The sequence below is a fragment of the Pseudomonas izuensis genome, assembly GCF_002356535.2.
In the GTDB taxonomy this organism is placed as follows: domain Bacteria; phylum Pseudomonadota; class Gammaproteobacteria; order Pseudomonadales; family Pseudomonadaceae; genus Aquipseudomonas; species Aquipseudomonas izuensis.
In genome coordinates, this window is the sequence record NZ_AP017423.2 from 987,943 (window position 1) to 1,011,037 (window position 23,095).

A 23,095-nucleotide genomic window follows, 5' to 3' on the forward strand; every position below is an offset into this window, starting at 1 on the left:
TCGATGGCTCACTTGGACAACCGCGTCAGATACTCTTCGAGGGCTTTGGAGTAGTTGTCGGCGTACCACTGGGCATTGAGGGCGATCTGTTTTTTCAGGTTCGCTTCGGAGGCGCAGTTGGCTTCCAGCTGCTTGGCCGACATCAGTTTTTCGGTGGCGCTGTTCGACGGCCCGTTGCCCAGCAGTTCGAACAGTTTGAGCTGGCCTTCAGGCGCAAACGCATTCTGGATGAACTGCATGGCCGGTTGCGTGCCCGCCGGGTTGCCTTGCAACACGGCCCAGCTGCTGGAGTTGATGAAGCCATTGTCGAAACTCCAGCGCACGCGGTTGTCGGTGTCTTCGCTGAGCAGCTTGGCGCGGGTATGCCAGATCGCCCCCACCGAGACTTCGCCATCGACCATCAGTTGCTGGCTCTCGGCGCCCGAGCTCCAGAACGACAGCACGTGGGGTTTGATCTCGTCGATCTTCTTCATCGCCCGCGGTACGTCCAGCGGGTAGAGCTGATCGGCCGGAACACCGTCGGCCAGCAACGCCGCTTCGAGCATCCCGTTCATCCATTTGTACAACGTGCGCTTGCCGGGGAATTTCTTCACGTCCCAGAAATCGGCCCAGGTCTTGGGTCCGTTGTCGCCGAATTTGGCGCTGTCCCAGGCCATCACGTAGCTGAATTGATAGCTGGCGATACCGAAGTCCGAGGCGAGCGCCGGGGCCACCTGATCGCGCTTGATAACGTTGTAGTCCAGTGGTTGCAGGATCTTTTCGCGGCCCAGCACGAGGGCGCTGTAGCTCTCGACATCGACCACGTCCCAGCTCGGTTGACCGCTGGCCAGTTGCGAGCGGATCGCGCCTTCGGTGGGGCCGGCGCCGTCGATGCGCACTTGAATGCCGGTGTTCTTGGTAAAGGTGTCGGTCCAGGCCGAGCGGAAGGCATTCAGGGCATCGCCACCCCAGTTGACCACCACCAGCGGCTTGTCGGCCGACCAACTGATGCCACTGCGCAGCGCCAGTGGTACCGCGGCCAGCAGGCCCATGGCCTGGATGAAGGTGCGACGGTTGATCTGACCGTCACGGGCCTTTTCGATCAGCACTTCAATGCAGTCTTGTTGGTGATTCTGGCGCATGGGCAAGTCCTCGTTTGGCGGGTGTCGCGGCGGACACCAGCCTTTATTGTTGTCAGGGGAAGAGCGCTATTTCAGGCAAGTTCTTGCGGCTTCAGGCCGGCAGCAGGAAGCTCTGCTGCACCGGCCAGCTCAGCCACACGGGGGCGCCGCCGGGCATCAGGGCACCCGGGTGATTGCCGGGCACGGACAGGTTGATCGGCAGGGTATCGCCACCGACCTTGAGCGCCAGATGGGTGCTTGAACCCTGGTAGACCTTGTCCGTGAGTTGCGCGGGCATCACGTTGTAGCCGTCGCGGGTCGGGCATTCGCTGTGCAATTCCATGTGCTCGGGACGCACGGCCAGCACAATAGGCTCCCTGCCCAAGGGCGCGGGGGCGAGGGCGTGCAGAACGCTGGTGCCGCAGCGCCCGCTGGCGGTCGGACCATTGCGGGACAAGTCGGCCAGCGGGAACAGGTTCATCTTGCCGAGGAACTCGGCGACGAAACGGCTCTCGGGGCGGTTGTAGATGTTTTCCGGGGTGTCGACCTGGGTCAGCTTGCCATGGTTGAAAATCGCGATGCGCGACGACAGCGCCAGGGCTTCGTTCTGGTCGTGGGTGACGAACACGAAGCTGGTGCCGACCTGACGGTGGATGCGTTGCAACTCGGTTTGCAGTTGTTCGCGCAGGTTCTTGTCCAGTGCCGACAGCGGTTCATCGAGCAACAGCAGTTCCGGTTCGAACACCAGCGCCCGGGCAATCGCCACACGCTGTTGCTGGCCACCGGACAGTTCGGCGGGCTTTTTGTGCATGTGTGCACCAAGGCCGACCACTTCCAGAATGCGCTTGACCCGGCGCTGGCGTTCTTCGGCTGCGACTTTTCGGATGCGCAGCGGATAGGCCACGTTGTCCTCCACGCTCATGTGCGGGAACAGCGCATAGCCCTGGAACACCATGCCGAAATTCCGCTTCTCGGCTGGGCGCCTGATGATGTCGACGCCTTGTTCCATCAGTTTGCCCGCGGTCGGGCTGAGGAAGCCGGCCAGGATCATCAGCAAGGTGGTTTTGCCCGAACCGGAAGGGCCCAGCAAGGTAAGGAATTCGCCTTGGCGAACGTCGAGGTCGACGTTATCCAGCGCTGCGAAACGACCGTAATACTGGCTGATACCTTGTGCGCTGAGCTGAATCGCTGAACGGCTGGACACAATGAGGTTCCTCTTTTTATTGCCCACATGACGTACGAGGACGGATGTAAATCCGACATGGGCTTTGGGCTCATTATTGTTAAAAATATCGCTACATCAATGGAATTATTTTGCTCGTATTGGTTAGTTTTATTACTCAATCTCCCGCCTTCATTAAACCAACGCGACCTGTGGGGAAACCGTGAACCTGTGGGAGCGAGCCTGCTCGCGAAAGCAATTTTTCAGACGACATCAATGTTGAATGTAAGGGCCCCTTCGCGAGCAGGCTCGTTCCCACAGGGGATGCTGTGAGTGTCAGAGGGGGTCCTGCCAGGTCTGGTGCGACGATTGCAGCTGGGTCTTGACCCAGTTACTGAACGCCTGGACCACCGCGCGCTCGGCCTTCTGCGGGTCTGCCGCCAGGTAATAGCCGCGGTGCAGGTCGATGCTGATGTCGAACGGGCGCACCAGCAAACCCTTGGACAAGGCATCGCCGCTGATCAGGTTGTCGCCAATGGCGATGCCCTGGCCGGCAATGCAGGCGGATTGCGCGCAGTGCGCATCGGAGAACAAAATTCCGCTCGCCGCGTTGACCCCCGAGGCGCCGGCTGCGGTCAGCCAGACACGCCAGTCCGAATAGTCGGTCATGTGCAGCAGCGGGAAGTGACTGAGTTCCTGCGGGCTCTTCAAGCCGCTCAACGCATTGATCAAGCGCGGGCTGCACACCGGAAAGAAGCGCAGCGCGACGACCTCTTCAACCCTCATTTCCGGCCAGTCGCCAATTCCGTAGGCGATGAACAGATCCACGCCGGGGTTGTTGATGTCGTCCGGCGTGCGCGGGGAAATCAGCTGCAACTGCACCTGCGGGTATTGACGCAAGAACGCGCCGATGTGGTGGCACAACCAATAGGTGGCGAACCCCGGCGCGCAACTGACGCACAGGCGACCGGAGATTTCCTGGTCGTCGATGAGCTGCCCGGCGTCGAGCAGGTCCAACAAAATCCCATGCACCTCGCGCGCATAGCGTTCGCCTTGATACGTCAGGCCGATCCCCCGGCCGATGCGCTCGGTGAGGGCGAAGCCGACACATTCCTCAAGCTTGCTGATCTGGTGGCTGATGGCGCTGCGAGTCAGGTTCAGTTCACGGGCGGCGACCGACACGCTGCCCAAGCGGGCAACCGCGTCCAGCGCGCGAAGGGCTGTCATCGAAGGAAAACGCATAACTCATTCCGCTGTGAGTGGAGGGTGGGCTATATGGTGATGGAAATTGAACAGTCAGGCCAAAAAAAATCGATTGTTGTATCGGTTGATTCAACAATACTAACCCAGCTTGTCATCGGGCCGGTCCGGCCCATCTTCAAAGAGGTGCTGCATGACCCGTTGTGCCCAGGCGCTCGTTCAGTTGCTCGAAGGCTATGGCGTCGAACACGTCTTCGGCATTCCCGGCGTGCACACCGTCGAGCTTTATCGTGGCCTGCACGGCAGCCGCCTGACGCACGTCAGCCCGCGTCACGAACAGGGTGCCGGGTTCATGGCCGACGGTTATGCCCGTGCCAGTGGCAAGCCCGGGGTGTGCTTCATCATCACCGGCCCCGGCATGACCAACATTCTCACCGCCATGGGCCAGGCCTACGCGGATTCGGTGCCGATGCTGGTGATCTCCACCTGCAACCGGCGTGAACACCTGTGTCTGGGCCATGGTCACTTGCATGAACTGCCCGATCAGCGTGCGCTGGTCGCCGGGGTTTGTGCCTTCAGCCACACCGTGCAGCACCCCGACCAGTTGCCGGAAGTGCTGGCACGAGCCTTTGCCTTGTTTCGCTGCACACGGCCACGACCGGTGCATATCGAGATTCCGCTGGATGTGCTGGAAATGTCCGCAGACGGCCTGGACTTAAGTCCTCGCCCGTTGCCGGCCGCACCGGCCCCGGCGCCAGAGGCCATTGAAGCGGCGCTCGCCCTGATCAATGCCGCGCAACGTCCCTTGATCCTCGCCGGTGGCGGCACCCGCCGCAGCGCCGAAGCCCTCACATTGCTTGCCGAACGCTTGCAGGCCCCCGTCGCACTGACCACCAACGCCCGAGGCTTGCTGGCGCCGGACCATCCCTTGCTGCTCGATGGCGTGCAGTCGTCAGCTCATGGTCGCGAACTGTTCGCCGAGGCGGACGTGGTGCTGGCCATCGGCACGGAACTGGGTGAAACCGACTACGACTTTTTTGGCCTCGGTCCCTTGGCGTTCAAGGCGCCATTGATCCGTCTCGACATTGACCCGATGCAAGTGCTGGGCGCCCAACCGGCCCGGGTCGGTTTGCTGGGTGATGCCGAACACGGTTTGCGTGCATTGCTGGCGCGACTGCCACAACGTCAGGCCGATCCTGCCTGGGCGAGTGAGCGGGTGACGCGGGTAAACGCGCTGGAACACGCCGGCTGGAACGCGAAGCAAGGGCGCCTTCAGGCGCTGCTCGACACGGTTCGCGACGCCTTGCCGCAGCCGCTGATCGTTGGCGACTCGACTCAACCGGTGTACCAGGGCGCCCTGGGTTATCGCGCGCCAACACCCAACAGTTGGTTCAACGCCGGCAGTGGCTACGGAACCCTGGGTTACGGGTTGCCCGCTGCCATCGGTGCCAAACTGGCCCGTCCGCAGCGTCCGGTGGTGGCGTTGGTAGGGGACGGTGGCCTGCAGTTTTCCAGCGCCGAACTGATCGCCGCCAAAGAGGCGGGCGCCGGTGTGATCCTGCTGTTGTGGAACAACGCCAGCTACGCCGAAATCCGCGATTACATGAACGCCCGGTCGGTGCCGTTGCTGGGGGTGGACATCCTTACGCCGGACTTCGCTGCCCTGGCGCAAAGTTGCCACGTGGCCCATCACCGGGCGCGCGATCTGGACAGCCTGCGCGAGTTGCTTGGCCGACTCGACAGCGGTGGCGAGCCGGTGATGATCGAGCTGGATGCCGCGGATTTCCTCGAATAGAACAACAAAAATTTTCAGGTCCTCCAGCTGCGCAAAGCGCGAGGGACCTTTCTACTGCCCTGAACTCAAGGTGGCTTACATGGCTGAGTCCGACAACTTTTCCTCGACCCATTCCACACAAGGAACCCATGCCGATCTGATCCTCGGCAACGGTCGCATCTACACCCAGGATCCGGCGAACCCCTGGGCCGAGGCCGTGGCGATCCGCGACGGCAAGTTGATCGGTGTCGCCAGCCTCGGCGAGCTTGAGGTATTCAAGGGACCGAACACCCGGGTGCATGACTTACAGGGCGCGTTCTGCATGCCGGGCCTGCACGACATGCACACCCATCCCGACCTGGCCCTGGCGCCGCGCTACAGCGACGACCTGGACGTGGGTATCGAAGACCCGACCCCGGAGCAACTGCGCGCAAGCATCCTCGCCTACGCCGACAGCCATCCGGGCGACGGCTGGATCTACGGTCAGTACTGGGTGCGCTACACCTTCCGCGAAGCCGGCCTGACCCCGGGCCGGGCGTGGCTCGACAGCGTCATGCCGGACCGCCCCGTGGCACTGCTCGACCGCATGTGGGGCACCATGATGGTCAACTCCAAGGCCCTTGAACTGGCCGGCATCGATCGCCACACGTCCGACCCGCGCAACGGGTATTTCGAACGTGACGAACTGACCGGCGAGCCCACGGGCCTGATGATCGATGGCGCCTACGCGATGATTCACGCCGCGATGCCGCCGACCCCGGTCAGCGTGTTGCGTCGCGCCTATCGCGATGGCGTGCACTTCCAGAGTTCGCGCGGCGTCACGGCGAGCAAGTACGTGCACGTGTGTGAACAGCGCTTGCAAGCCTTGAAGGAACTCGACGACAGCGGCGAACTGACGGTACGGATCGAAGCCGCGATCAGTTGGCAGGACGATATCTTTCCGGTGCGTCGTCGCTGGGAACTGTTGGCAGGTGAACGTCACTACTATCGCAGTGCACGGCTGAGTGCCAACGCGGTGAAATTCCACTTCGACGGCACGGTCGAGCCGAAGTCTTCGTACCTGCTGACCCCATGGCCGCAGGAGTCGAGCTGGCGCGGCAAGCTCAACCTGACCCCCGAGCACATCACCGACATGGTGGTGGACATGGACCGCAAAGGCATCCGCGTGATCGCCCACTGCACCGGTGATGGCGCGTCCGACGTGTTCCTCGATGCCGTGGCCGAGGCCCGTCGTCGCAACGGTTTCAGTGGCGTGCGCCACCAGTGTGCGCACAGCACCTTGCTGCATCCGGGCAACCTGCCGCGCTTCAAGGAATTGAACGTCATCGCCGAATTTTCCCCGGCCGCCTGGTATCCGACGCCGTTCGCCAGCGGTGCGCGTTCGGGCTATGGCCAGGAGCGACTCAAGCGCATCTACGACTTCAAAGGCGTGCTGGAAGCGGGCGGTACTGCTGTCATGGGCACCGACTGGCCGGTGGCGTCCATCGACCCATGGCTGGCGCTGGAAACCATGGTCACCCGCCAGAATCCCTGGAACGACGACCCGGCGTGCTTCGGCGAGCCGATCAGCCTCGAACAGGCACTGAACGTGGTCACCCGCAACGGTGCCGTGGCCATGGGTCTGGAAAAATCCACGGGCAGCCTGGAAGTCGGCAAGTCGGCGGACCTGATCGTGATCGACCGCGACCTGTTCGCCGAACCTGCGCGCAATTACATCCATCAGACCCAAGTGCTGCTGACGTTCGTTGAAGGGCAACTGGTTTACGACCGCCATTCGACACTGGCGTCGGCAGGGTTGAAAGCAGTCTGGCAGGGAGAACCGCCGGTGCTGGAGGGCAAGGCGTAATGGACACACAACGCATCGCAGTCACCGTGGTATCCGGATTTCTCGGTGCCGGCAAAACCACCTTGCTCAATCGCATGGTGCGCCGCGCCGAAGGCAGTCGGCTGGCGGTGATCGTCAACGATTTCGGCGAGCTGAACATCGATGCCGCCATCGTTTCCGAAGTCACCGATGCGGTGTACAGCCTGCAAAACGGCTGCATCTGCTGCACGGTGCAGGAAGACCTGCTGGCGCAGCTCGGCAGCCTGGCGCAGTTGCAGCCGCGGCTGGAGCGCATCGTTATCGAGTGCAGCGGCGTGTCCGATCCGCAGCGCATCGTGCAAACCCTGGCCTACCCGCAATTGCGCAGCCAGATGCAGCTGGACATGGTCATCACCGTGGTCGACGCCACCCGTCATCTGCAACTGGAAGGCGAGTATGCGCGACTGGCTCGGGCGCAGGTGGCCGCTGCCGATCTGCTGTTGTTGAACAAGACCGATCTGGTTGACGAGCAACAATTGCGGGCGCTGCGCGAGGCATTGGGGTTGAGGACCCGGGTGCACGAAAGTGTGCAGGCCGAGTTGCCCGATGCGCTGTGGCTGGACACGGAGCTGGAGCTTGAACATCGGGCGGTGAAGCCGTTGACGCGGGTGTCGCTGGACGATCACAGCGAGATGTTCAGCAGTTGGCTGTGGCAGAGCACTGCGGCGCTGGATGTCGAGGGGTTGCGAGGCTGGTTGCAGGCGCTGCCCAGCGATGTGTTTCGGGTCAAGGGGCTGGTGGTCCTGGCTCAAGGCAACAAGGCCCACTGGTTGCAACACGTCGGCACCCGCAGTCAGTTCTCCCCGGCAACCGATGAGGCGCAGGCCAGTGCGACGCGGTTAGTGTTTATCGCTCGCCGTGGTTTTGAGGGATGGGATGCATTGGGGCGTGGGTTGGATGCCTGCCTGACGGAGAGCGGGAGAACATGAACCCGACCGAACAACGGTTACGTGAAGAGCTGGCAGCCTGTTATCGACTGGTTGCGCACTTTCGCATGACCGACCTCATCTTCACCCATATCTCGGTGCGCCTGCCGGGGCCGGAGCATCACTTCCTGATCAACCCTTATGGGCTGATGTTCGACGAGATTACCGCATCGAATCTGGTGAAGATCGACTTGAAGGGGCAGGCGGTCGAGCCGTCACCTTATCCCGTCAATCCAGCGGGGTTCGTGATTCACAGCGCGATCCACGGCGCCCGGGAAGACGCGCAATGCGTATTGCACACCCACACCAAATCCGGCTGCGCGGTGGCTGCGTTGAAGTGCGGGTTGTTACCAGTGAATCAGATTTCCATGGAGTTCTATGGACGGGTCGCTTACCACGACTACGAAGGCGTGGCGCTGGACATGGGCGAGCAACAACGGTTGGTGCAGGACCTCGGCGACAAGCCTGTTTTGATGTTGCGTAACCATGGCTTGCTGACGGTGGGCGAGACGGTGAGCCAGGCGTTCATGCGCATGTACTACCTGGAAAAGGCTTGCGACATTCAGCTGGCCGCGCAAGCCGCCGGAGAGCTGGTGCTGCCGCCTGCCGAGGTGTGTGAACACACGGAGCGGCAGTTCAATGATCCCGGGCGGCCGCTGGATGATGGGGAACTCAGTGATCCGGATGCGATGCAGTTGGCCTGGGCGGCGCTGTTGAGGATGCTGGAGCGGGTGGCACCGGGGTATCGGGACTGATCCGGGCCCTGTGTTGTAAGGGCTGACGCCATCGCGGGCAAGCCTTGCTCCCACAGGGATTGTGTCGTTGTACAGATTCATGCCCGACACTGATTCCCTGTGGGAGCAGGGCTTGCCCGCGATGGCGGTGTGTCAGGCAGTGCTGATGTTGAGGCTGCCGGCCTCTTCGCGAGCAGGCTCGCTCCCACAGTTGAAATGCATTCCATTGTGGGAGTGAGCCTGCTCGCGATGGGCGCGCCACGGTCTGTCAGGCCTACCCCGGTGTATTGAGGTTCATCGAACGCTCGGCCAGTGCCGAAGCCGTGGCTTCATCCACCGCCAGCGAGAAACGGAAAGTCGCCCCCCGCCCAGGCACGTCGATCAACTGAATCTCGCGACCATGCAATTGCAAAATGCGGTGCACAATCCTTAATCCCAACCCGCCATCACGCCGCGCGCCGCCAATGTTGAACGGGCGCAGGAACAGCCCTTCGCGCAGTTCGGGGGCGATGCCGGGGCCGGTGTCGCTGACGGTCACTTCGATAAACGATCCCTGGGGCCGCAGGCTGAGTTCCACCTCTCCACCTGGCGGGGTATGGCGCAGGGCGTTGTCGAATAAATTGGTCAGCACCCGCTCGATCAACCCCAAATCAGCACAGGCCGCCGATACGTTGGGCGCGAACGTGGCCTTGAGTTCGACCTGCCGCGCTTCGGCGGTGAGTTCGAATTTCTGGAAAATGTCCTGGGCCAGGTCGGTCAGGGAAAATCGCTCCAGCACCGGTTGCACGAAGCCGTGTTCCAGGCGAACCAGTTCCAGCAACGACTGCGCCAGCCCACCGACCTTGCGGCTTTGATCCAGCGCGATGCCCAGGTAGCGGCGGCGGTCGGCGGGGGACAGCGTGGCGTCCTTGAGCGACAGGGTTTCCAGATAACCGTGCAAGGACGCCAGCGGCGTGCGCAGGTCGTGGGAAATATTCGCCACCAGCTCGCGGCGTTCCTGGTCCTGACGGGTCAACGAACGCCACTGCTCGCCGAGGCGCACCTGCATCTGCCGGAACGTGGCATCGAGGATGGCGATTTCATCGTGGCTGGCGGCTTTTTCCACCAGTGTGGTGGCGGGTGGCGCGACCGGCACGCCGTCAATGTCGAAGTGGCTGACGGAGTCGGTCAGGCGTCGCAACGGCCGGGTGATCAGGGCAAACGCCGTGAGACCGGCAATCAGGCACAGCAGCGCCACCAGGCCGATTGATAGCAGGGCGGTATTGAGCGCGGCGCTGGTGGCGCCGCGTTCGGCGATGCGGTCATGGTCTTCCCCGAGCAGGACCACGTAGAGATAACCGGCCGGCTTGCCATCGACCTTCAGCGGTGCGGCGCTGAACACCTTGCGCGCATCGACGCTACGCGGATCGTCGCCGAGAATCGGCAAGGCATCGCCCTTGAGCAGGCGCCGGACCGGTGCCAGGTCGACCTGTTCCCGACGTATGCGCCCCTCGGGCGCGGCGCTGCCGACGATCTTGCCCTCGGTGTCCAGCAGGTACACCTCGACGCTGGGGTTGACTAGCATCAGTTGGCTGAACAGGTCACGCACTGCATTGGGCATCAGGCCCTGGGTGTCCATCAGCACCGTGTCGCGGGCGATGTGTTGCGCCAGATCCCGCGACAGCCCCTGCACCACTTCCTGTTCATGCATCTGGTTGGAGCGCACCTGCATCCACGCCGAGGTGCCGCAGCACACCAGCAGCAGCACGGCGAATACCAGCGACAGGCGTTGTGTGAGGGTCAACCTCATGGTTGCGGCTCCTCGCTGGCGGCGAACTTGTAGCCGCGGCCCCAGACCGTGAGGATGCGCACCGGTTGCGCCGGATCGGTCTCGATTTTCGCGCGCAGGCGATTGATGTGGGTATTGACCGTGTGTTCGTAGCCTTCGTGGCTGTAGCCCCAGACGGCATTGAGCAGGTCCATGCGCGAAAACACCTTGCCGGGCTGGCGCGCGAAAAAGTACAGCAGGTCGAACTCCCTTGGTGTGAGGTCCAGGCGGCGACCGTCTAGGGTCACTTCGCGGGTGATCGGGTCGATGGCCAGGCCATCGATGTTCAGGCTGCCGGCGTCCATCTTCAGGTTGCGCGCCATGGCATCGACCCGGCGCAGCAGCGCCTTGACCCTGGCGACCAGTTCGAGCATGGAAAACGGTTTGGCCAGGTAGTCGTCGGCGCCGAGTTCGAGGCCGAGAATCCGGTGCACTTCGCTGGAGCGGGCACTGGTAATGATGATCGGGGTATAGCGGGCCATGGCGCGGGCGCGCCGGCAGATTTCCAGGCCGTCGACGCCTGGCAGCATCAGGTCGAGAATCAGTGCATCCCAGCTTCCTTGCTGCAGCAGACGCATGCCCTCGTTGCCATCGGCGCAATGCACCACCTCGAACTGCTCATCGCGCAGATGCAGGCAGATAAGGTCGGCGATATGCAGGTCGTCCTCGACCACGAGGACGCGTTTGTTCTGTTCCATCCACTCATCCTTTGGCTATTGCGATTGCGCTGTAGCTCTTTACCTGTAGGAGCGAGCCTGCTCGCGATGAGCTCAAGAGCGCCGCGTTCAGTCCGGTAGCCACGCGTCATCGTTAACGACCATCGCGAGCAGGCTCGCTCCTACAGGCATTGTGCGGTGTTTTCAGGCGTCGAGTTATCACGAATTGTTTAACTTCCCGTGAGGATTTGGCGATCACCCCAAGCTTAGGCTGAGTTCCATGAAAGGCCTCAGGACTTCGGAGATGACCATGTTCTCAAGACGACAATTTCTATGGGCGAGCGGCGGGCTGGGGGTTGCAGCCCTGGCGATGGGTGTATTGCCAAAATTTGCCGCAAGGACTGCGCTGATCAGCGATGCCGACGCGGCGGAGGTTTTCGAAGTGACCCACAGCGACAGCGAATGGCACACCATCCTCAGCGATGAGCAGTATGAAATTCTCCGGGAAGAGGGCACCGAGCGGGCCTACAGCAGCCCGCTGAACAACGAGCACCGGGACGGTACGTTCGCCTGTGCCGGCTGTGACCTGCCGCTGTTTTCCTCGGCGACCAAGTTCGACAGCCGCACCGGCTGGCCGAGTTTCTGGGCGCCGCTGGACAAGGCCGTGGCCACCCGCCAGGACCGTTCCTTCGGTGTAGTACGTGAAGAAGTGCACTGCCGACGCTGCGGCGGCCATCTGGGCCATGTCTTCGACGACGGCCCGAAACCGACCGGGCTGCGCTACTGCATGAACGGCTTGGCGATGAAGTTCCAGCCGGTCTGATTCCTTTCACTCACTTTTTTGCAGGTAACCACCATGTGGCTTCTGGTCCTCGCCTATCTCGGCGGTGTTCTGACAATTGTCAGCCCGTGCATTTTGCCGGTACTGCCCTTTGTCTTCGCCCGCACCGGGCAGCCGTTCGTGAAGAGCGGCTTGCCGTTGCTCGCGGGCATGGCACTGACCTTCGCTTTTGTCGCCACGCTGGCGGCGGTGGGCGGTGGCTGGGTGGTGCAACTCAATCAGTACGGGCGCTGGCTGGCGCTGGTATTCGTGGCGCTGTTCGGTCTCACGCTGCTGTTGCCGCAATTGGCCGAGCGCCTGACCCGACCGCTGGTCGCGGCGGGCAGTCGTTTGTCCGAGGCAGCAGGTGCCGATGCCCGGCCACGTCCCGGCGCTTCGTTTTTGATCGGGGTCGCCACTGGGCTGTTGTGGGCACCCTGCGCCGGTCCGATTCTGGGCCTGTTGTTGACTGGCGCGGCGCTGCAAGGCGCCAGCATCGCGACCACGTTGTTACTGCTGGCGTATGCCGCTGGTGCCGCGACCTCGCTGGCGGTGGCGTTGCTGCTGGGCGGCAAGGTCTTCGCCGCGATGAAGCGTTCGATTGGTGCCGGGGAGTGGCTGCGTCGCGGCCTCGGCGCGGCGATGCTGGCCGGCGTGGCAGCCATTGCCCTGGGGCTGGATACCGGGGTTTTGGCGCGATTTTCGACGGCGTCTACCGGAGGCATCGAGCAGGCCTTGGTGGAGCAATTGGCCGGCAAATCACCCCGCAATAGTGCGGCGATGATGGCGCAAAACCCGTCGCCCGAAGGCGCGGTACAAGTGGCCGAAAAAACGCCAGGCACCTTGCCAGTCGAAGGCAACCTTCCACCGCTGGAGGGTGCCGTGCAATGGCTCAACTCACCACCGCTCGATGCCCAGGCACTGAAGGGCAAAGTGGTACTGGTGGACTTCTGGACCTACTCCTGCATCAACTGCCTGCGTTCGCTGCCCTATGTGAAAGCCTGGGCCGAGAAATACCGCGACCAGGGCCTGGTAGTGATCGGCGTGCATGCGCCGGAGTTTGCCTTCGAGCGCAATGTCGACAACGTCACCAAGGCCATGAAAGACCTGGGCATCCATTACCCGGTGGCTATCGATAACGAGTTCAAGATCTGGCGCGCATTCAACAACGAATACTGGCCGGCGCACTATTTTGCCGACGCCCAGGGCCGCATTCGTTATCACCACTTTGGCGAAGGCGAGTACGCCGAATCGGAGCGGGTCATCCAGCAGCTGCTGCGCGAAGCCGGTGCCGGCAAAGTGTCGGATGGCCTGATCAACGCCAGGGCCGAAGGCGTGCAAATGGCGCCGGACAACAATGAAGTGCAATCGCCGGAAACCTATGTCGGCTATCAGCGTGCCGAGCATTTTGTACCCGAAACCGCATTGGTGCCGGACAAGGTGGCGGCCTACAGCCCGCCGGCGCAATTGGCCCTCAACGACTGGAGCCTTGGCGGGCAGTGGCACGTCGGTTCGGAGCGGGCCACGGCCAGTGCGCCGGCCAGTCGCATCGTCTACCGCTTCCACGCTCGCGATCTGCATCTGGTGCTTGGCCCTGGCGCGGACGGCAAACCGGTGCGCTTCAAGGTGCTGATCGACGGCAAGGCTCCCGGGAATGATCACGGCATGGACGTGGCGCCCGACGGCAGTGGCACGGTGACTGACCAGCGCCTGTATCAGCTGGTGCGCCAGAATGGCGGCGTGCAGGACCGGACCTTCAGCATCGAATTTCTTGATCCGGGTGCATCGGCCTACGCCTTTACCTTCGGCTGATCATCCCTTCAATCATTCAGGAGTGCGCACCATGAAAACCCTGTTCACCTGGCGCCGTACGTTGTTGGGGCTGATGGCTGCCGGCGTCATCGGCCAATGCACGGCATTCTCTTTCGGCCGAGCCGAAGAAGCGGTCATCATTCCGCCGCCAACCCTTGACGAAACCACCCAGGCCCACAGCGAAACCGCCGTCTTTGCCGGCGGCTGTTTCTGGGGCGTTCAAGGTGTGTTCCAGCATGTCAAAGGCGTGAAAAATGCCGTCTCCGGATATGCGGGCGGTGCGGCCAATACCGCCCAATACGAGCGTGTCAGCAATGGCGATACCGGCCATGCGGAGTCCGTGGAAGTCACGTTCGACCCGAGCCGGGTCAGCTACGGCACCTTGCTGCAAATCTACTTTTCGGTGGCCCATGACCCGACCGAACTCAATCGTCAGGGACCGGACACCGGCACCCAGTATCGTTCGGCCATTTTCACCAAAAGCAGCGAGCAGCAACGGGTCGCACAGGCGTACATCGCCCAGCTCGACGCCGCCCATTCGTTTAACAAACCGATTGTGACCAAACTGGAAACCTACAACGGTTTCTACCCGGCGGAGGAGGAACATCAGGACTTTCTGACCGAGCACCCGAACTATCCCTACATCGTGATCAACGATTTGCCGAAGGTGGCGCAGCTCAAGCAGCTGTATCCGGATCGCTATCAGGAAAAACCGGTGTTGGTGAAGGCGGGGATGTAAGTGTGGGGGATGGCGGTTATACGGAGATCACATTCTTGCCGGCGATCTTGGAGCGATACAGCGCCTGATCGGCACGGGCCATCAGGCCGGTCTGTTGTTCTTCATCAAAGCGCTGGACCACGCCAAAACTCATGGTCACCTGGAAGTCGCCCACAGGCAGCAAGTCCGCCAGGCCATGGCGGATGGCCTCGGCGAGGGTCCGGGCGTCGGCCAATGGGGTGTTGGCCAGGATCATGATGAATTCGTCGCCACCCCAACGGGCCAACAGATCGCCTTCGCGCACGAAACGTTTGATGTTTTCAACCACGTGCACCAATGCCGCGTCACCCAGTGCATGGCCGTAGTGATCGTTGATGTTCTTGAAGTCATCGACGTCCATGGCGATCAACGACAGGGGTTCGCGGAAACGCTGGGCGCGTTCGCAGGCCTGGGGCAGCACCTGTTCCAGGCGATAACGATTGGCGATGTCCGTCAGGGTGTCGGTGTGCGCCAGTTTGCGGTTTTCTTCGAGCTGGAGTTGCAGCTGCTGATTGACCCTGGACAGTTCCCGCGTACGCTCTTCGATCATCGCTTCCAGCGAGTGATTGCGCCGTTCGAGTTCTTCAACCAGGCGTCGCTTGTCTTCGATGCTTCGGTGAACGCCGACCATGCGCGCCACCGAGCCGTCGGCATTGCGTACCAGCACCTGACCGCGGTCTTCGATCCAGACGTAACTGCCGTCCTGTGTCCGACAGCGATACTCGACCTGATAAACAGGACTGCGCCCGCTCAGGTGATCATCGATCCGGGCCATGACCCGTGGATAATCTTCGGGGTGAATGACGTTTTCCCAGGCCAGCACCGTGTTGTCCAGGGCGTGGGGCGAATAGCCGAGCATTTCGTACCAGCGGGCGTTGCGGTAAACGAAACCGGTGTTGGCGTTCCAGTCCCAGATACCGTCGCTGACCAATTCGAGGAGGGTGTGCAGCATGCTGTCGTTCATGTCCGACACATTGAACTTCACTGGTTCGATGTTCGATGCGTCGCCCATCGCTGCTCTCCCTGCTGCCCTGATATCAAAATGACTTAACTGCCACGGAGATTAGATCATGGCGCATCCGCCCGGCTAGTGCTTGCCCCACATCCCCATGGCGAAATCGACGAAACGACGCAGTTTCGGCAGGCGGTAGCGATCCTGGGCATACACAAGGTGCATCGGTCGGCTCGGCAGTTGATAACGCTGCAACAGAGGCACCAGTGTGCCGTTCTTGAGATCCTGCTCTACCAGCGCATCGGGCACCATCACGATACCCATTCCGGTTCGGGCTGCTTGATGCAGGCCGGCTGAGCTGTTGATCACCATCGGACCGCTGACCGCCACCACGATTTCGCTCTCGGGACCATTGAGGCGCCATTGCCGTGCCACCGATTGCCAGTCGTCGCCGGCCGGATAGGCAAACGCCAGGCAGTCGTGCTGTTGCAGGTCTTCAGGTTTTTCCGGGGTACCCCGGCGCGCCAGGTAATCCTTTGAGGCGCACATGGTCAGGGTGTAGTCGATCAGCGGGCGTGCGATCAGGTTGGAGGGTTCGAGTGCGCCCAGGCGAAAGGCCACGTCGAAACCATGATCCAGCAGGTCCGGACGCCGATTGGTCAGTACCACGTCCAGTTTCACCCGCGGATTTTTCAGGCTGAACTCACTCAGGGCCGGCGCCAGGCGTTCGGTGCCGAAGGTCAGTGGCGCGGTGATGCGCAGGGTGCCGCTCGGCTCATCCAGGGTCTGCTCCGCCAGGCGTTCCGAGTCCGCCACCAGCCCCAGCACTTCCAGGCAACGCTGGTAATACGCGCTGCCGAATTCCGTGAGGCGCTGGCGCCGCGTCGTACGGTTGAGCAGGCGTACACCCAGACGCTGCTCCAGCGCCTTGAGGTGATTGCCGACCATGGTCGTGGACATTTCGCACTGCTGCGCGGCGGCGGTCATGCTGCCGGCTTCCACCACCCTGACGTACACAGTCATTGCTTGGAACAGATCCATTATCAAGCCTGGCTTTTAAATGATCGAAGTTTTGCGCAGTTTATCCAGTTCAGGTGGCTAACCATACTGCCAAAACACCGACAATTGATGGAGCCTGATGTCATGACCGCCGCCTGCCTGATGAGCACTTACCAACCCCTGGCCTTGAGTTTCGACAGAGGCCTGGGCACGCGCCTGTGGGACCTGGCCGGTCGTGAATACCTGGATGCGGTGGCGGGGGTGGCGGTGACCAACGTCGGTCATTCCCATCCGAAAATCGTCGCCGCCATCAGTGCGCAGGCCGGGCTGCTGCTGCACACGTCCAACCTCTACAGCATCGACTGGCAGCAGCGGCTGGCGCACAGACTCACTCAGCTCTCCGGCATGGGCCGGGCGTTTTTCAACAATTCCGGTGCCGAGGCCAACGAAACGGCGCTGAAAATCGCACGCCTGTATGGCTGGCACAAAGGCATCGAACAACCGCTGGTGGTGGTCATGGAAAACGCCTTTCACGGGCGGACCCTCGGCACCTTGTCCGCCAGCGATGGCCCGGCGGTGCGGTTAGGTTTCAACAAGCTGCCGGGGGATTTCATCAAGGTGCCGTTCGGCGATCTCAAGGCGCTGGAGAGGGTGCAGCAGGCCCACGGCCCGCGCATTGTGGCGATTCTGATGGAGCCGATCCAGGGCGAAAGCGGCGTTCAACTGGCACCACCCGGCTATCTGAAAGCCGTGCGCGAACTGTGCACCCGGCGTGCCTGGCTACTGATGCTCGACGAAATCCAGACCGGCATCGGCCGTACCGGCCAGTGGTTCGCCTGCCAGCATGAAGGCATCGTCCCCGACGTCATGACCCTGGCCAAAGGCCTGGGCAATGGCATCCCGATCGGCGCCTGCCTGGCTCGCGGTAAAGCCGCCGAGCTTTTCACCCCCGGCAGCCACGGCAGCACCTTCGGCGGCAACCCTTTGGCGTGCCGCGTCGCCTGCACCGTGCTGGAAATCATCGAAGAACAGGGCCTGCGCGATAATGCCCGGCGCCAGGGCGAACGGCTGCTCGACCGGTTGCGCACGGAATTGGCCAACCAACCGAACGTCCTGGCGATCCGCGGCCAGGGCCTGATGATTGGCATCGAACTCAAACAACCCATCCGCGACCTGACCCTGATCGCCGCGCGGGATCATGGCTTGCTGATCAATGTGACCAGGGGCCAGACCATCCGCTTGCTGCCGCCGCTCACGATTGATGAGGGGGAGGTGGAGATGATTGTGAGAGGGGTGAGTCGGGCGATTGCAGCAGCTTGAAATGCATCCCCTGTAGGAGCTGGCTTGCCAGCGATGATCGTTAACGATGTCGCGTTTCAACCGGGTAAACGCGGCGCTTTCGAATCCATCGCTGGCAAGCCAGCTCCTACAGGTGCCTGATGAAAGCTGTGATTTCAGGCTGCGCGATCAATTGGAGCTTCGAGCCGCCAAACGCATCGAACAGCCGCTGATGCGCCGCAAACCCACTAGCCCCGTCACGCGTGCGATAACTGCCGGCCCATTCCAGCAAGGCAACCAACAACTCATCGTTCTCGTCCCGTTTCGCCTCGCGTTGGCGAATGTTGGCAATGCATTCCTCATCCTCAACAGTCAGCCAGATCAATGCAGTCGCCCGGGGTAAGAGCTCGCTGACGATCCAGTCGTAAACACCCTCGATCACCCAACGCTCTTCACTGGCCGCAATGCGCGCCATGGCCAATGCTTCGTTTCGGGGACGGGCGATGCTGTGTTCGTCGGATAGCCAGTGGATTTGATCAAGATCGATCCAGGGAGCCTGCAACTGCTCGGACAGCCGTCGGGCCAGCCAGCTTTTGCCGGAGCCGGAGTTGCCGATGATCAGGGTTCGGGTGAGATCCATGGATGACACCAATCAACTGTGGGAGCGAGCCTGCTCGCGATGGCGGTATGACAGTCACCACTGCAGGGACGGACAGATAGCATTCGCGAGCAGGCTCGCTCCCACAGGTTTTGCGGGTCATGCCCTTAATCCGATTGCTCCGGCGCCACCATTCGCGTCCTCGGCGCACCGTTGGCATTGTGCTGGAAGATATCCCGCGGTTGCCCTTTTTCATTAAAGAACACCTGCCCGATCCCCGCCGAATTCCACAACCGCTCACCCGCCTCGGCATGTTCAGGGATGTGCGGCACGATGCGCATGCGTCGGCGTTTGGTCAGCCAGTTGAGCGTAATAACCGATCTGACTGAGTTTGCGTTCGGCGCGAGCAACGTCAGTGATTTCCATGCCTCGACGGGCGAGCAATGCGGACAGGTCGCAGTAGGATCGAAATGGCTTCGGCGGGGCTAATTGCTGCAACAGTCCATGTCCCAGAAAAAAGAAGGCCCAAACATAATGCCGGACTGAGCCAGCACCAGAGGTTCGGGCGCGATTGCGGTGATTGTCTGTGATGGGTACAGCCGAGTCAACACGACCGACACTATGTACACCCGCGTGAATGCTCCGATTATGTAACCGCGCTTCTATTCCCCCTTTTCCGACATCAAGACAGCGACCGACTGTCGGATTTCATGACGACTGCCTCTCCATTGGCCATCAACCAGCGAAGCAAATCACTCACCGACACCGTGTGATTGTGCTCGATCCAACTCTGCGCCGCCGGGCCGTAGTGCTCGGTATAGCTGCTGAGCACCAGTTGGCGACAGTCTTCTGACAGTCGCAGGGTAGTTTCCTGGCAGTGCAGATTGGTTGCGTCGTCCCGGCTCACCCATTGCTGCAAAATCAAGCCATCAGAAGCCATCGGTCGGCGTTCCTGTGCATTGAGGGTTGGACTTCTGCGTCGAGCCTTGCTTGCCATCGGCCACGTAAGCGGCGCGGCGCGCGGCGACTACATCGCGCAACGCGCTGTAATAATCCGGCAGTTGTTGCAGGCTGTCGGTCAGCGGCAAGGCTTGCGCGCGACCATCGACAACGCCGCCGACGGTATTGACGGTGGACAGTGTGTCCACGGTATCGCTGTTGTCGCCGAACGGATCGACCATGAAGCTCAGCACGCGACCGGTGGCGTCCCGGCTGTTGGACGTGCCGAGCAATGGCAGCTCGACAGTCGGGCCGTTGCCAATGCCCCATACGCCAAAGGTCTGGCCGAAGTCCGCGTTGTGACGGGGGACCCCGGCCTTGCCGGAAACATCAATCAGGCCCGCTACACCGAGCGTGGTGTTGAGCAGGAAACGCCCCATTGTATTGGCCGAGCGTCCCGGATTGCCCTGCAACAGGTCATTGATAAAGACCTTGGGTTCGCCGAAGTTCGCCACGAAGTTATGCACACCGGTCTGGAAAAAATCCGGGGTGTAGCGATAACCGCGAGCGACCGGCGCCAGGGCATAGTCGTCGACCACCCGGTTAAAGGCGAAGACACCACGGTTGAACGGTTCCGCAGGGTCGTACACCGAGTAGTCGGTGTCGGCGCAGGTCAGGGTAGTCGCGGGCGTTGGCTGGCTGCTGCAACCCGCGAGCCCAACGGCCAGCATGGCAATCGAGGTACGACGGGCCAGCCAGGGGGCACACTTCAAAGGCAACATGGACGCAAGTCTCGGGAAGAATTTGCCAGGATGCTGAGCCCCGAGCCTTGCGCAAAGATGTCTGGTTTATTGCGGCGCTGACGCTTTATTGCAGGATTGAAATAAATGACGCGCTGCCGCGAATGGTTTTAGATAACGGTTCCATTCGCCCCGTAAGTGACCTTTGGTGAACAGCCTTTTAATAGTCGACGACGACGTTGAAGTCCTCGATCTCCTGAAAAAATTCTTCGTGCAGCACGGCTACAGCGTCGAGGTCGCCACCGACGGCGCATCGCTGTGGGCAGCCATCGAGCGCCAGGCGCCCGACCTGATTATTCTCGACGTGATGTTGCCCGGCGACAGCGGCTTGATCCTCTGCCAGCAACTGCGGATTCGTTACACCATCCCGGTGATCATGCTCACGGCCATGGGCGAACTCAGCGACCGGGTAGTCGGCCTCGAACTGGGCGCCGACGATTACCTGACCAAACCCTTCGACGCCCGCGAGCTGCTGGCGCGGGTGCGCGCCGTGCTGCGCCGCGTGGACGACCGCCGTCCGCTGGCGCAGGAACGGCCACGACCGCTGATCGACTTCGCCGACTGGCACCTGGACGTCACCCGCCGTGAACTGCGCTCGCCGGACAACGTGATGATCCCGCTCTCGGCCGGCGAATTCGACCTGCTGCTGGTCTTCGTCGAACACCCGCAACGCGTCCTCACCCGCGAACAGTTACTGGACCTGGCGCGTGGGCATTGCCATGACGCTTTCGATCGCAGCATCGACGTGCAGGTCAGCCGCCTGCGGCGCAAACTCGAATCCGACACCAAGCGCCCGGCGATGATTCGCACCGTGCGCAATGGTGGGTACCTGTTCACCCCCAGCGTGACCCGGCGATGAGCTGGCTGACGCGGTTTCGCCGGGACACGGTGGGGCGCTGGATCGCGCTGACGATCATCCTGGCGATGCTCATTTCACTGGCGCTCAACGGCCTGTTTATCCAGGTGGCCGGCGTCTGGGCGCGCCCGCCGCTGACCGAAACCGGCCTGCTGGAAAAAGCCGCTGCCATCACCCGCGTCATCGAAGCCGCCCCGGTGCCATTGCGCAACCAACTGGCGCAAGCCGCCGGCGAGAATGGCTTCATCGTCAGCTGGCACCCTGACCGGCGGAATCTCGACTTGCCGGCGGTGGACGATGCCAAGTCGGAAATCGGCTCGTCCATCCTGCAACCCATGCTCAAAGCCCCTGATCGGCGCATCGAGGCTTATGAACCGGCTGACTGGACCGAGCACAAGGCAGACGCCCATTACGCGCTATTGATCGAGTTGGCCGACGGCTCATGGGTGATGTTCTCCGCGCCCTCGCGCAGTTGGGGGCTCGACGAGGCGCCACGCTACCTGATCGTCATCCTGCTGGTGTTGATCTCAACCGCCCTGGTCGCCCTGATCGCCACCCGCCGCCTCGCCACGCCGCTGCAACGCTTCACCGAAGGCGCCCGACGCTTCGGCACCGACTTCCGGGCACCGCCCATCGAACCCCTCGGCCCCCAGGAAATTCGCCAGGCCATCCTCGCCTTCAACGCCATGCAGGCCCAGTTGCAACACTTCATTCGCGACCGCACGCAAATGCTCGCCGCCATCTCCCACGACCTGCGCGCGCCCCTGACGCGGATGCGCCTGCGTGGTGAATTCATCGAAGATGCCCAGCAGCAGCAACGGTTGTTTCGTGACGTGGATGAAATGCAGGCAATGATCAACTCGGCGCTGGAATTCTTCCGTGACGACGCCCGGCTGGAACCCGCGACCCAGTTTGACCTGGCGGAACTGCTGCACACCTTGCTGGATGATTACCGGGATCAGGGGGTCGAGATTGCCTACAGCGGGCCATTGCGGCTGGTGTATTTCGGGCGGCCGTTGGGACTCAAGCGAGTGATGACCAACTTGCTGGAGAACGCGATCAAGTACGGTGCCGAGCCGGCGGTGGAGCTGATGGCCGATGCCGGGCAGGTGCGGATCAGGATGCTGGACCGTGGGCCGGGGATTCCCGAGTCGAATCTGGAGCAAGTGTTCACGCCGTTCTTCCGTCTGGAAGGCTCGCGCAACAAAAGCACGGGCGGGGTTGGCCTGGGGTTGTCGGCGGCGCGGGCGATTGTGCTGGAGCATGGCGGGGAGTTGACGTTGCGCAACCGGTCGACGGGCGGACTGGAAGCGTTGGTGGAGTTGCCGGTGCATTCGAGTACGGGATTCGGACTACAGTAAGTGATCCATGCACCTTGCGGGCACTCGGCAAGGTACTGACCAGAGGATAGAAATAATGACCAGGATCATCCTGCCGGCACTGGCCATTTTTATCGCTACTCAATTGCCGGCCTACGCCATCAACGACAAGTACCGCAAACAGCTTGAGCAGTCTTGCCTGGTCCGTCTTCATATTCCAGAGCTTGTGCCAAGCTGATGGGGCGCCAATTCGCCGGTCGTTCAGGAAGCCATGACATGAAGCACGCCCATCCGTCGCACATCCGTCGAGAGTTCTACAAATCCGTCGGCTTCTACCTTCGACTGGCTTGGCCGATCTTTTCCACGATGCTGATAATTATCGTTACGGTTGGCTTGATCATCAGTTATCTGGAGGGCTGGGATCCGTTTGACGGCATCTACTTTGGCTTCGTGACCGGCTTGACCATTGGCTATGGCGAACTCGTGCCGAAACTGCCGCTTTCGCGGATATTGGCGATATTGCTTGGATTTAATGGCGTGTTGCTGACGGCGATCTTTGCGGCGATCAGCGTGCGGGCGATCGAGACGGCTGTGCGGGTGACAGAGGGAGATAAATAAGGCGGGCAAACACTACACACAACCCGTGTGGGAGCGAGCCTGCTCGCGAATGCAGAGTGTCAGCCAACATAATTGTGACTGACACACCGCTTTCGCGAGCAGGCTCGCTCCCACAGGTTTTCCA

22 protein-coding genes and 1 pseudogene are annotated in these 23,095 nt (G+C 61.7%); 12 read left to right on the top strand and 11 right to left on the bottom strand.

All coding sequences use genetic code 11. The features are described from left to right. Positions 1-8: 8 nt before the first annotated feature. The 3 genes from LAB08_RS04385 to LAB08_RS04395 form a co-directional block, all read right to left on the bottom strand. A complete protein-coding gene (locus LAB08_RS04385; RefSeq protein ID WP_096513353.1) occupies positions 9-1,121 on the bottom strand; it encodes an ABC transporter substrate-binding protein in 1,113 nt (370 codons plus the stop codon). A gap of 91 nt (positions 1,122-1,212) precedes the next feature. Continuing rightward, positions 1,213-2,304 (bottom strand): ABC transporter ATP-binding protein, encoded by a 1,092-nt coding sequence (locus tag LAB08_RS04390; protein WP_096513352.1) that lies wholly within the window; start codon positions 2,302-2,304, stop codon positions 1,213-1,215. Between the two features lie 294 nt (positions 2,305-2,598). Beyond that, positions 2,599-3,504 (bottom strand): LysR substrate-binding domain-containing protein, encoded by a 906-nt coding sequence (locus LAB08_RS04395; RefSeq protein ID WP_096513351.1) that lies wholly within the window; start codon positions 3,502-3,504, stop codon positions 2,599-2,601. Between the two features lie 151 nt (positions 3,505-3,655). Between LAB08_RS04395 and LAB08_RS04400 the strand changes: the two genes are divergently transcribed. From LAB08_RS04400 to LAB08_RS04415, 4 genes are all read left to right on the top strand, one after another. Then, positions 3,656-5,257 (top strand): 5-guanidino-2-oxopentanoate decarboxylase, encoded by a 1,602-nt coding sequence (locus LAB08_RS04400; protein WP_096513350.1) that lies wholly within the window; start codon positions 3,656-3,658, stop codon positions 5,255-5,257. 79 nt (positions 5,258-5,336) lie between these two features. Next, the gene (locus LAB08_RS04405; protein ID WP_096513349.1) at positions 5,337-7,082 is read left to right on the top strand and encodes an amidohydrolase; all 1,746 of its coding nucleotides are present in this window, start codon (positions 5,337-5,339) and stop codon (positions 7,080-7,082) included. After that, on the top strand, positions 7,082-8,029 hold the full coding sequence (locus LAB08_RS04410) for a CobW family GTP-binding protein (RefSeq protein ID WP_096513348.1): 948 nt from the start codon (positions 7,082-7,084) through the stop codon (positions 8,027-8,029). The genes LAB08_RS04405 and LAB08_RS04410 overlap by 1 nt, the downstream gene beginning before the upstream one ends. Next, a complete protein-coding gene (locus LAB08_RS04415; protein ID WP_096513347.1) occupies positions 8,026-8,781 on the top strand; it encodes a class II aldolase/adducin family protein in 756 nt (251 codons plus the stop codon). Before LAB08_RS04410 ends, LAB08_RS04415 begins: the two co-directional genes overlap by 4 nt. 253 nt (positions 8,782-9,034) lie before the next feature. On the opposite strand, the gene LAB08_RS04420 is transcribed toward LAB08_RS04415, so the two are convergent. After that, positions 9,035-10,549, bottom strand: a complete 1,515-nt coding sequence (locus LAB08_RS04420) for a sensor histidine kinase (protein WP_096513346.1) — start codon at positions 10,547-10,549, stop codon at positions 9,035-9,037. Continuing rightward, entirely contained in the window at positions 10,546-11,265 is a 720-nt protein-coding gene (locus LAB08_RS04425) for a response regulator transcription factor (protein WP_096513345.1), read from the bottom strand. The genes LAB08_RS04420 and LAB08_RS04425 overlap by 4 nt, the downstream gene beginning before the upstream one ends. A gap of 268 nt (positions 11,266-11,533) precedes the next feature. Between LAB08_RS04425 and msrB the strand changes: the two genes are divergently transcribed. From msrB to msrA, 3 genes are read left to right on the top strand one after another with little or no spacing between them, the layout of a single operon-like run. After that, the gene (msrB, locus tag LAB08_RS04430) at positions 11,534-12,046 is read left to right on the top strand and encodes a peptide-methionine (R)-S-oxide reductase MsrB (RefSeq protein WP_096515561.1); all 513 of its coding nucleotides are present in this window, start codon (positions 11,534-11,536) and stop codon (positions 12,044-12,046) included. A 33-nt stretch (positions 12,047-12,079) separates the two neighbouring features. Further along, positions 12,080-13,855 (top strand): cytochrome c biogenesis protein DipZ, encoded by a 1,776-nt coding sequence (locus LAB08_RS04435; RefSeq protein ID WP_096513344.1) that lies wholly within the window; start codon positions 12,080-12,082, stop codon positions 13,853-13,855. Positions 13,856-13,886: 31 nt separating this feature from the next. Then, complete coding sequence (msrA, locus tag LAB08_RS04440; RefSeq protein ID WP_096513343.1) at positions 13,887-14,594, top strand: peptide-methionine (S)-S-oxide reductase MsrA; 708 nt, start codon at positions 13,887-13,889, stop codon at positions 14,592-14,594. A gap of 16 nt (positions 14,595-14,610) precedes the next feature. Here the strand turns inward: msrA and LAB08_RS04445 are convergent, their stop codons facing one another. Continuing rightward, positions 14,611-15,624, bottom strand: coding sequence for a sensor domain-containing diguanylate cyclase (locus tag LAB08_RS04445; protein ID WP_096513342.1), 1,014 nt, complete (start codon positions 15,622-15,624; stop codon positions 14,611-14,613). A 75-nt stretch (positions 15,625-15,699) separates the two neighbouring features. Then, positions 15,700-16,605: a LysR family transcriptional regulator gene (locus tag LAB08_RS04450; RefSeq protein ID WP_096513341.1), complete on the bottom strand. Its 906-nt coding sequence runs from the start codon at positions 16,603-16,605 to the stop codon at positions 15,700-15,702. Positions 16,606-16,707: 102 nt separating this feature from the next. Here LAB08_RS04450 and LAB08_RS04455 point away from each other — a divergent pair, with 102 nt between their 5' ends. Then, positions 16,708-17,883 (top strand): aspartate aminotransferase family protein, encoded by a 1,176-nt coding sequence (locus LAB08_RS04455; protein WP_096513340.1) that lies wholly within the window; start codon positions 16,708-16,710, stop codon positions 17,881-17,883. 106 nt (positions 17,884-17,989) lie between these two features. Here the strand turns inward: LAB08_RS04455 and LAB08_RS04460 are convergent, their stop codons facing one another. The 4 genes and pseudogenes from LAB08_RS04460 to LAB08_RS04475 form a co-directional block, all read right to left on the bottom strand. Next, positions 17,990-18,481: a P-loop NTPase family protein gene (locus tag LAB08_RS04460; RefSeq protein WP_096513339.1), complete on the bottom strand. Its 492-nt coding sequence runs from the start codon at positions 18,479-18,481 to the stop codon at positions 17,990-17,992. 125 nt (positions 18,482-18,606) lie between these two features. Next, positions 18,607-18,807, bottom strand: a pseudogene (locus tag LAB08_RS04465) (alkaline phosphatase family protein); the annotation flags it as partial. Between the two features lie 314 nt (positions 18,808-19,121). Next, positions 19,122-19,379, bottom strand: a complete 258-nt coding sequence (locus LAB08_RS04470) for a hypothetical protein (protein WP_096513338.1) — start codon at positions 19,377-19,379, stop codon at positions 19,122-19,124. Continuing rightward, positions 19,369-20,160 carry an MlaA family lipoprotein gene (locus LAB08_RS04475; protein ID WP_096513337.1) on the bottom strand — a complete coding sequence of 264 codons (792 nt, stop codon included), beginning with the start codon at positions 20,158-20,160 and terminating at the stop codon, positions 19,369-19,371. The genes LAB08_RS04470 and LAB08_RS04475 overlap by 11 nt, the downstream gene beginning before the upstream one ends. A gap of 166 nt (positions 20,161-20,326) precedes the next feature. Here LAB08_RS04475 and LAB08_RS04480 point away from each other — a divergent pair, with 166 nt between their 5' ends. Genes LAB08_RS04480 through LAB08_RS04495 form a run of 4 tightly spaced genes read left to right on the top strand, consistent with a single transcriptional unit; the run spans position 20,327 to position 22,971 of the window. Then, complete coding sequence (locus LAB08_RS04480) at positions 20,327-21,037, top strand: response regulator (RefSeq protein ID WP_096513336.1); 711 nt, start codon at positions 20,327-20,329, stop codon at positions 21,035-21,037. Next, positions 21,034-22,395: an ATP-binding protein gene (locus LAB08_RS04485; protein WP_096513335.1), complete on the top strand. Its 1,362-nt coding sequence runs from the start codon at positions 21,034-21,036 to the stop codon at positions 22,393-22,395. Before LAB08_RS04480 ends, LAB08_RS04485 begins: the two co-directional genes overlap by 4 nt. 55 nt (positions 22,396-22,450) lie before the next feature. Continuing rightward, positions 22,451-22,591 (top strand): hypothetical protein, encoded by a 141-nt coding sequence (locus LAB08_RS04490; RefSeq protein ID WP_157755745.1) that lies wholly within the window; start codon positions 22,451-22,453, stop codon positions 22,589-22,591. Positions 22,592-22,629: 38 nt separating this feature from the next. Continuing rightward, positions 22,630-22,971 (top strand): potassium channel family protein, encoded by a 342-nt coding sequence (locus LAB08_RS04495; protein WP_096513334.1) that lies wholly within the window; start codon positions 22,630-22,632, stop codon positions 22,969-22,971. The last annotated feature ends 124 nt before the right edge of the window (positions 22,972-23,095 follow it).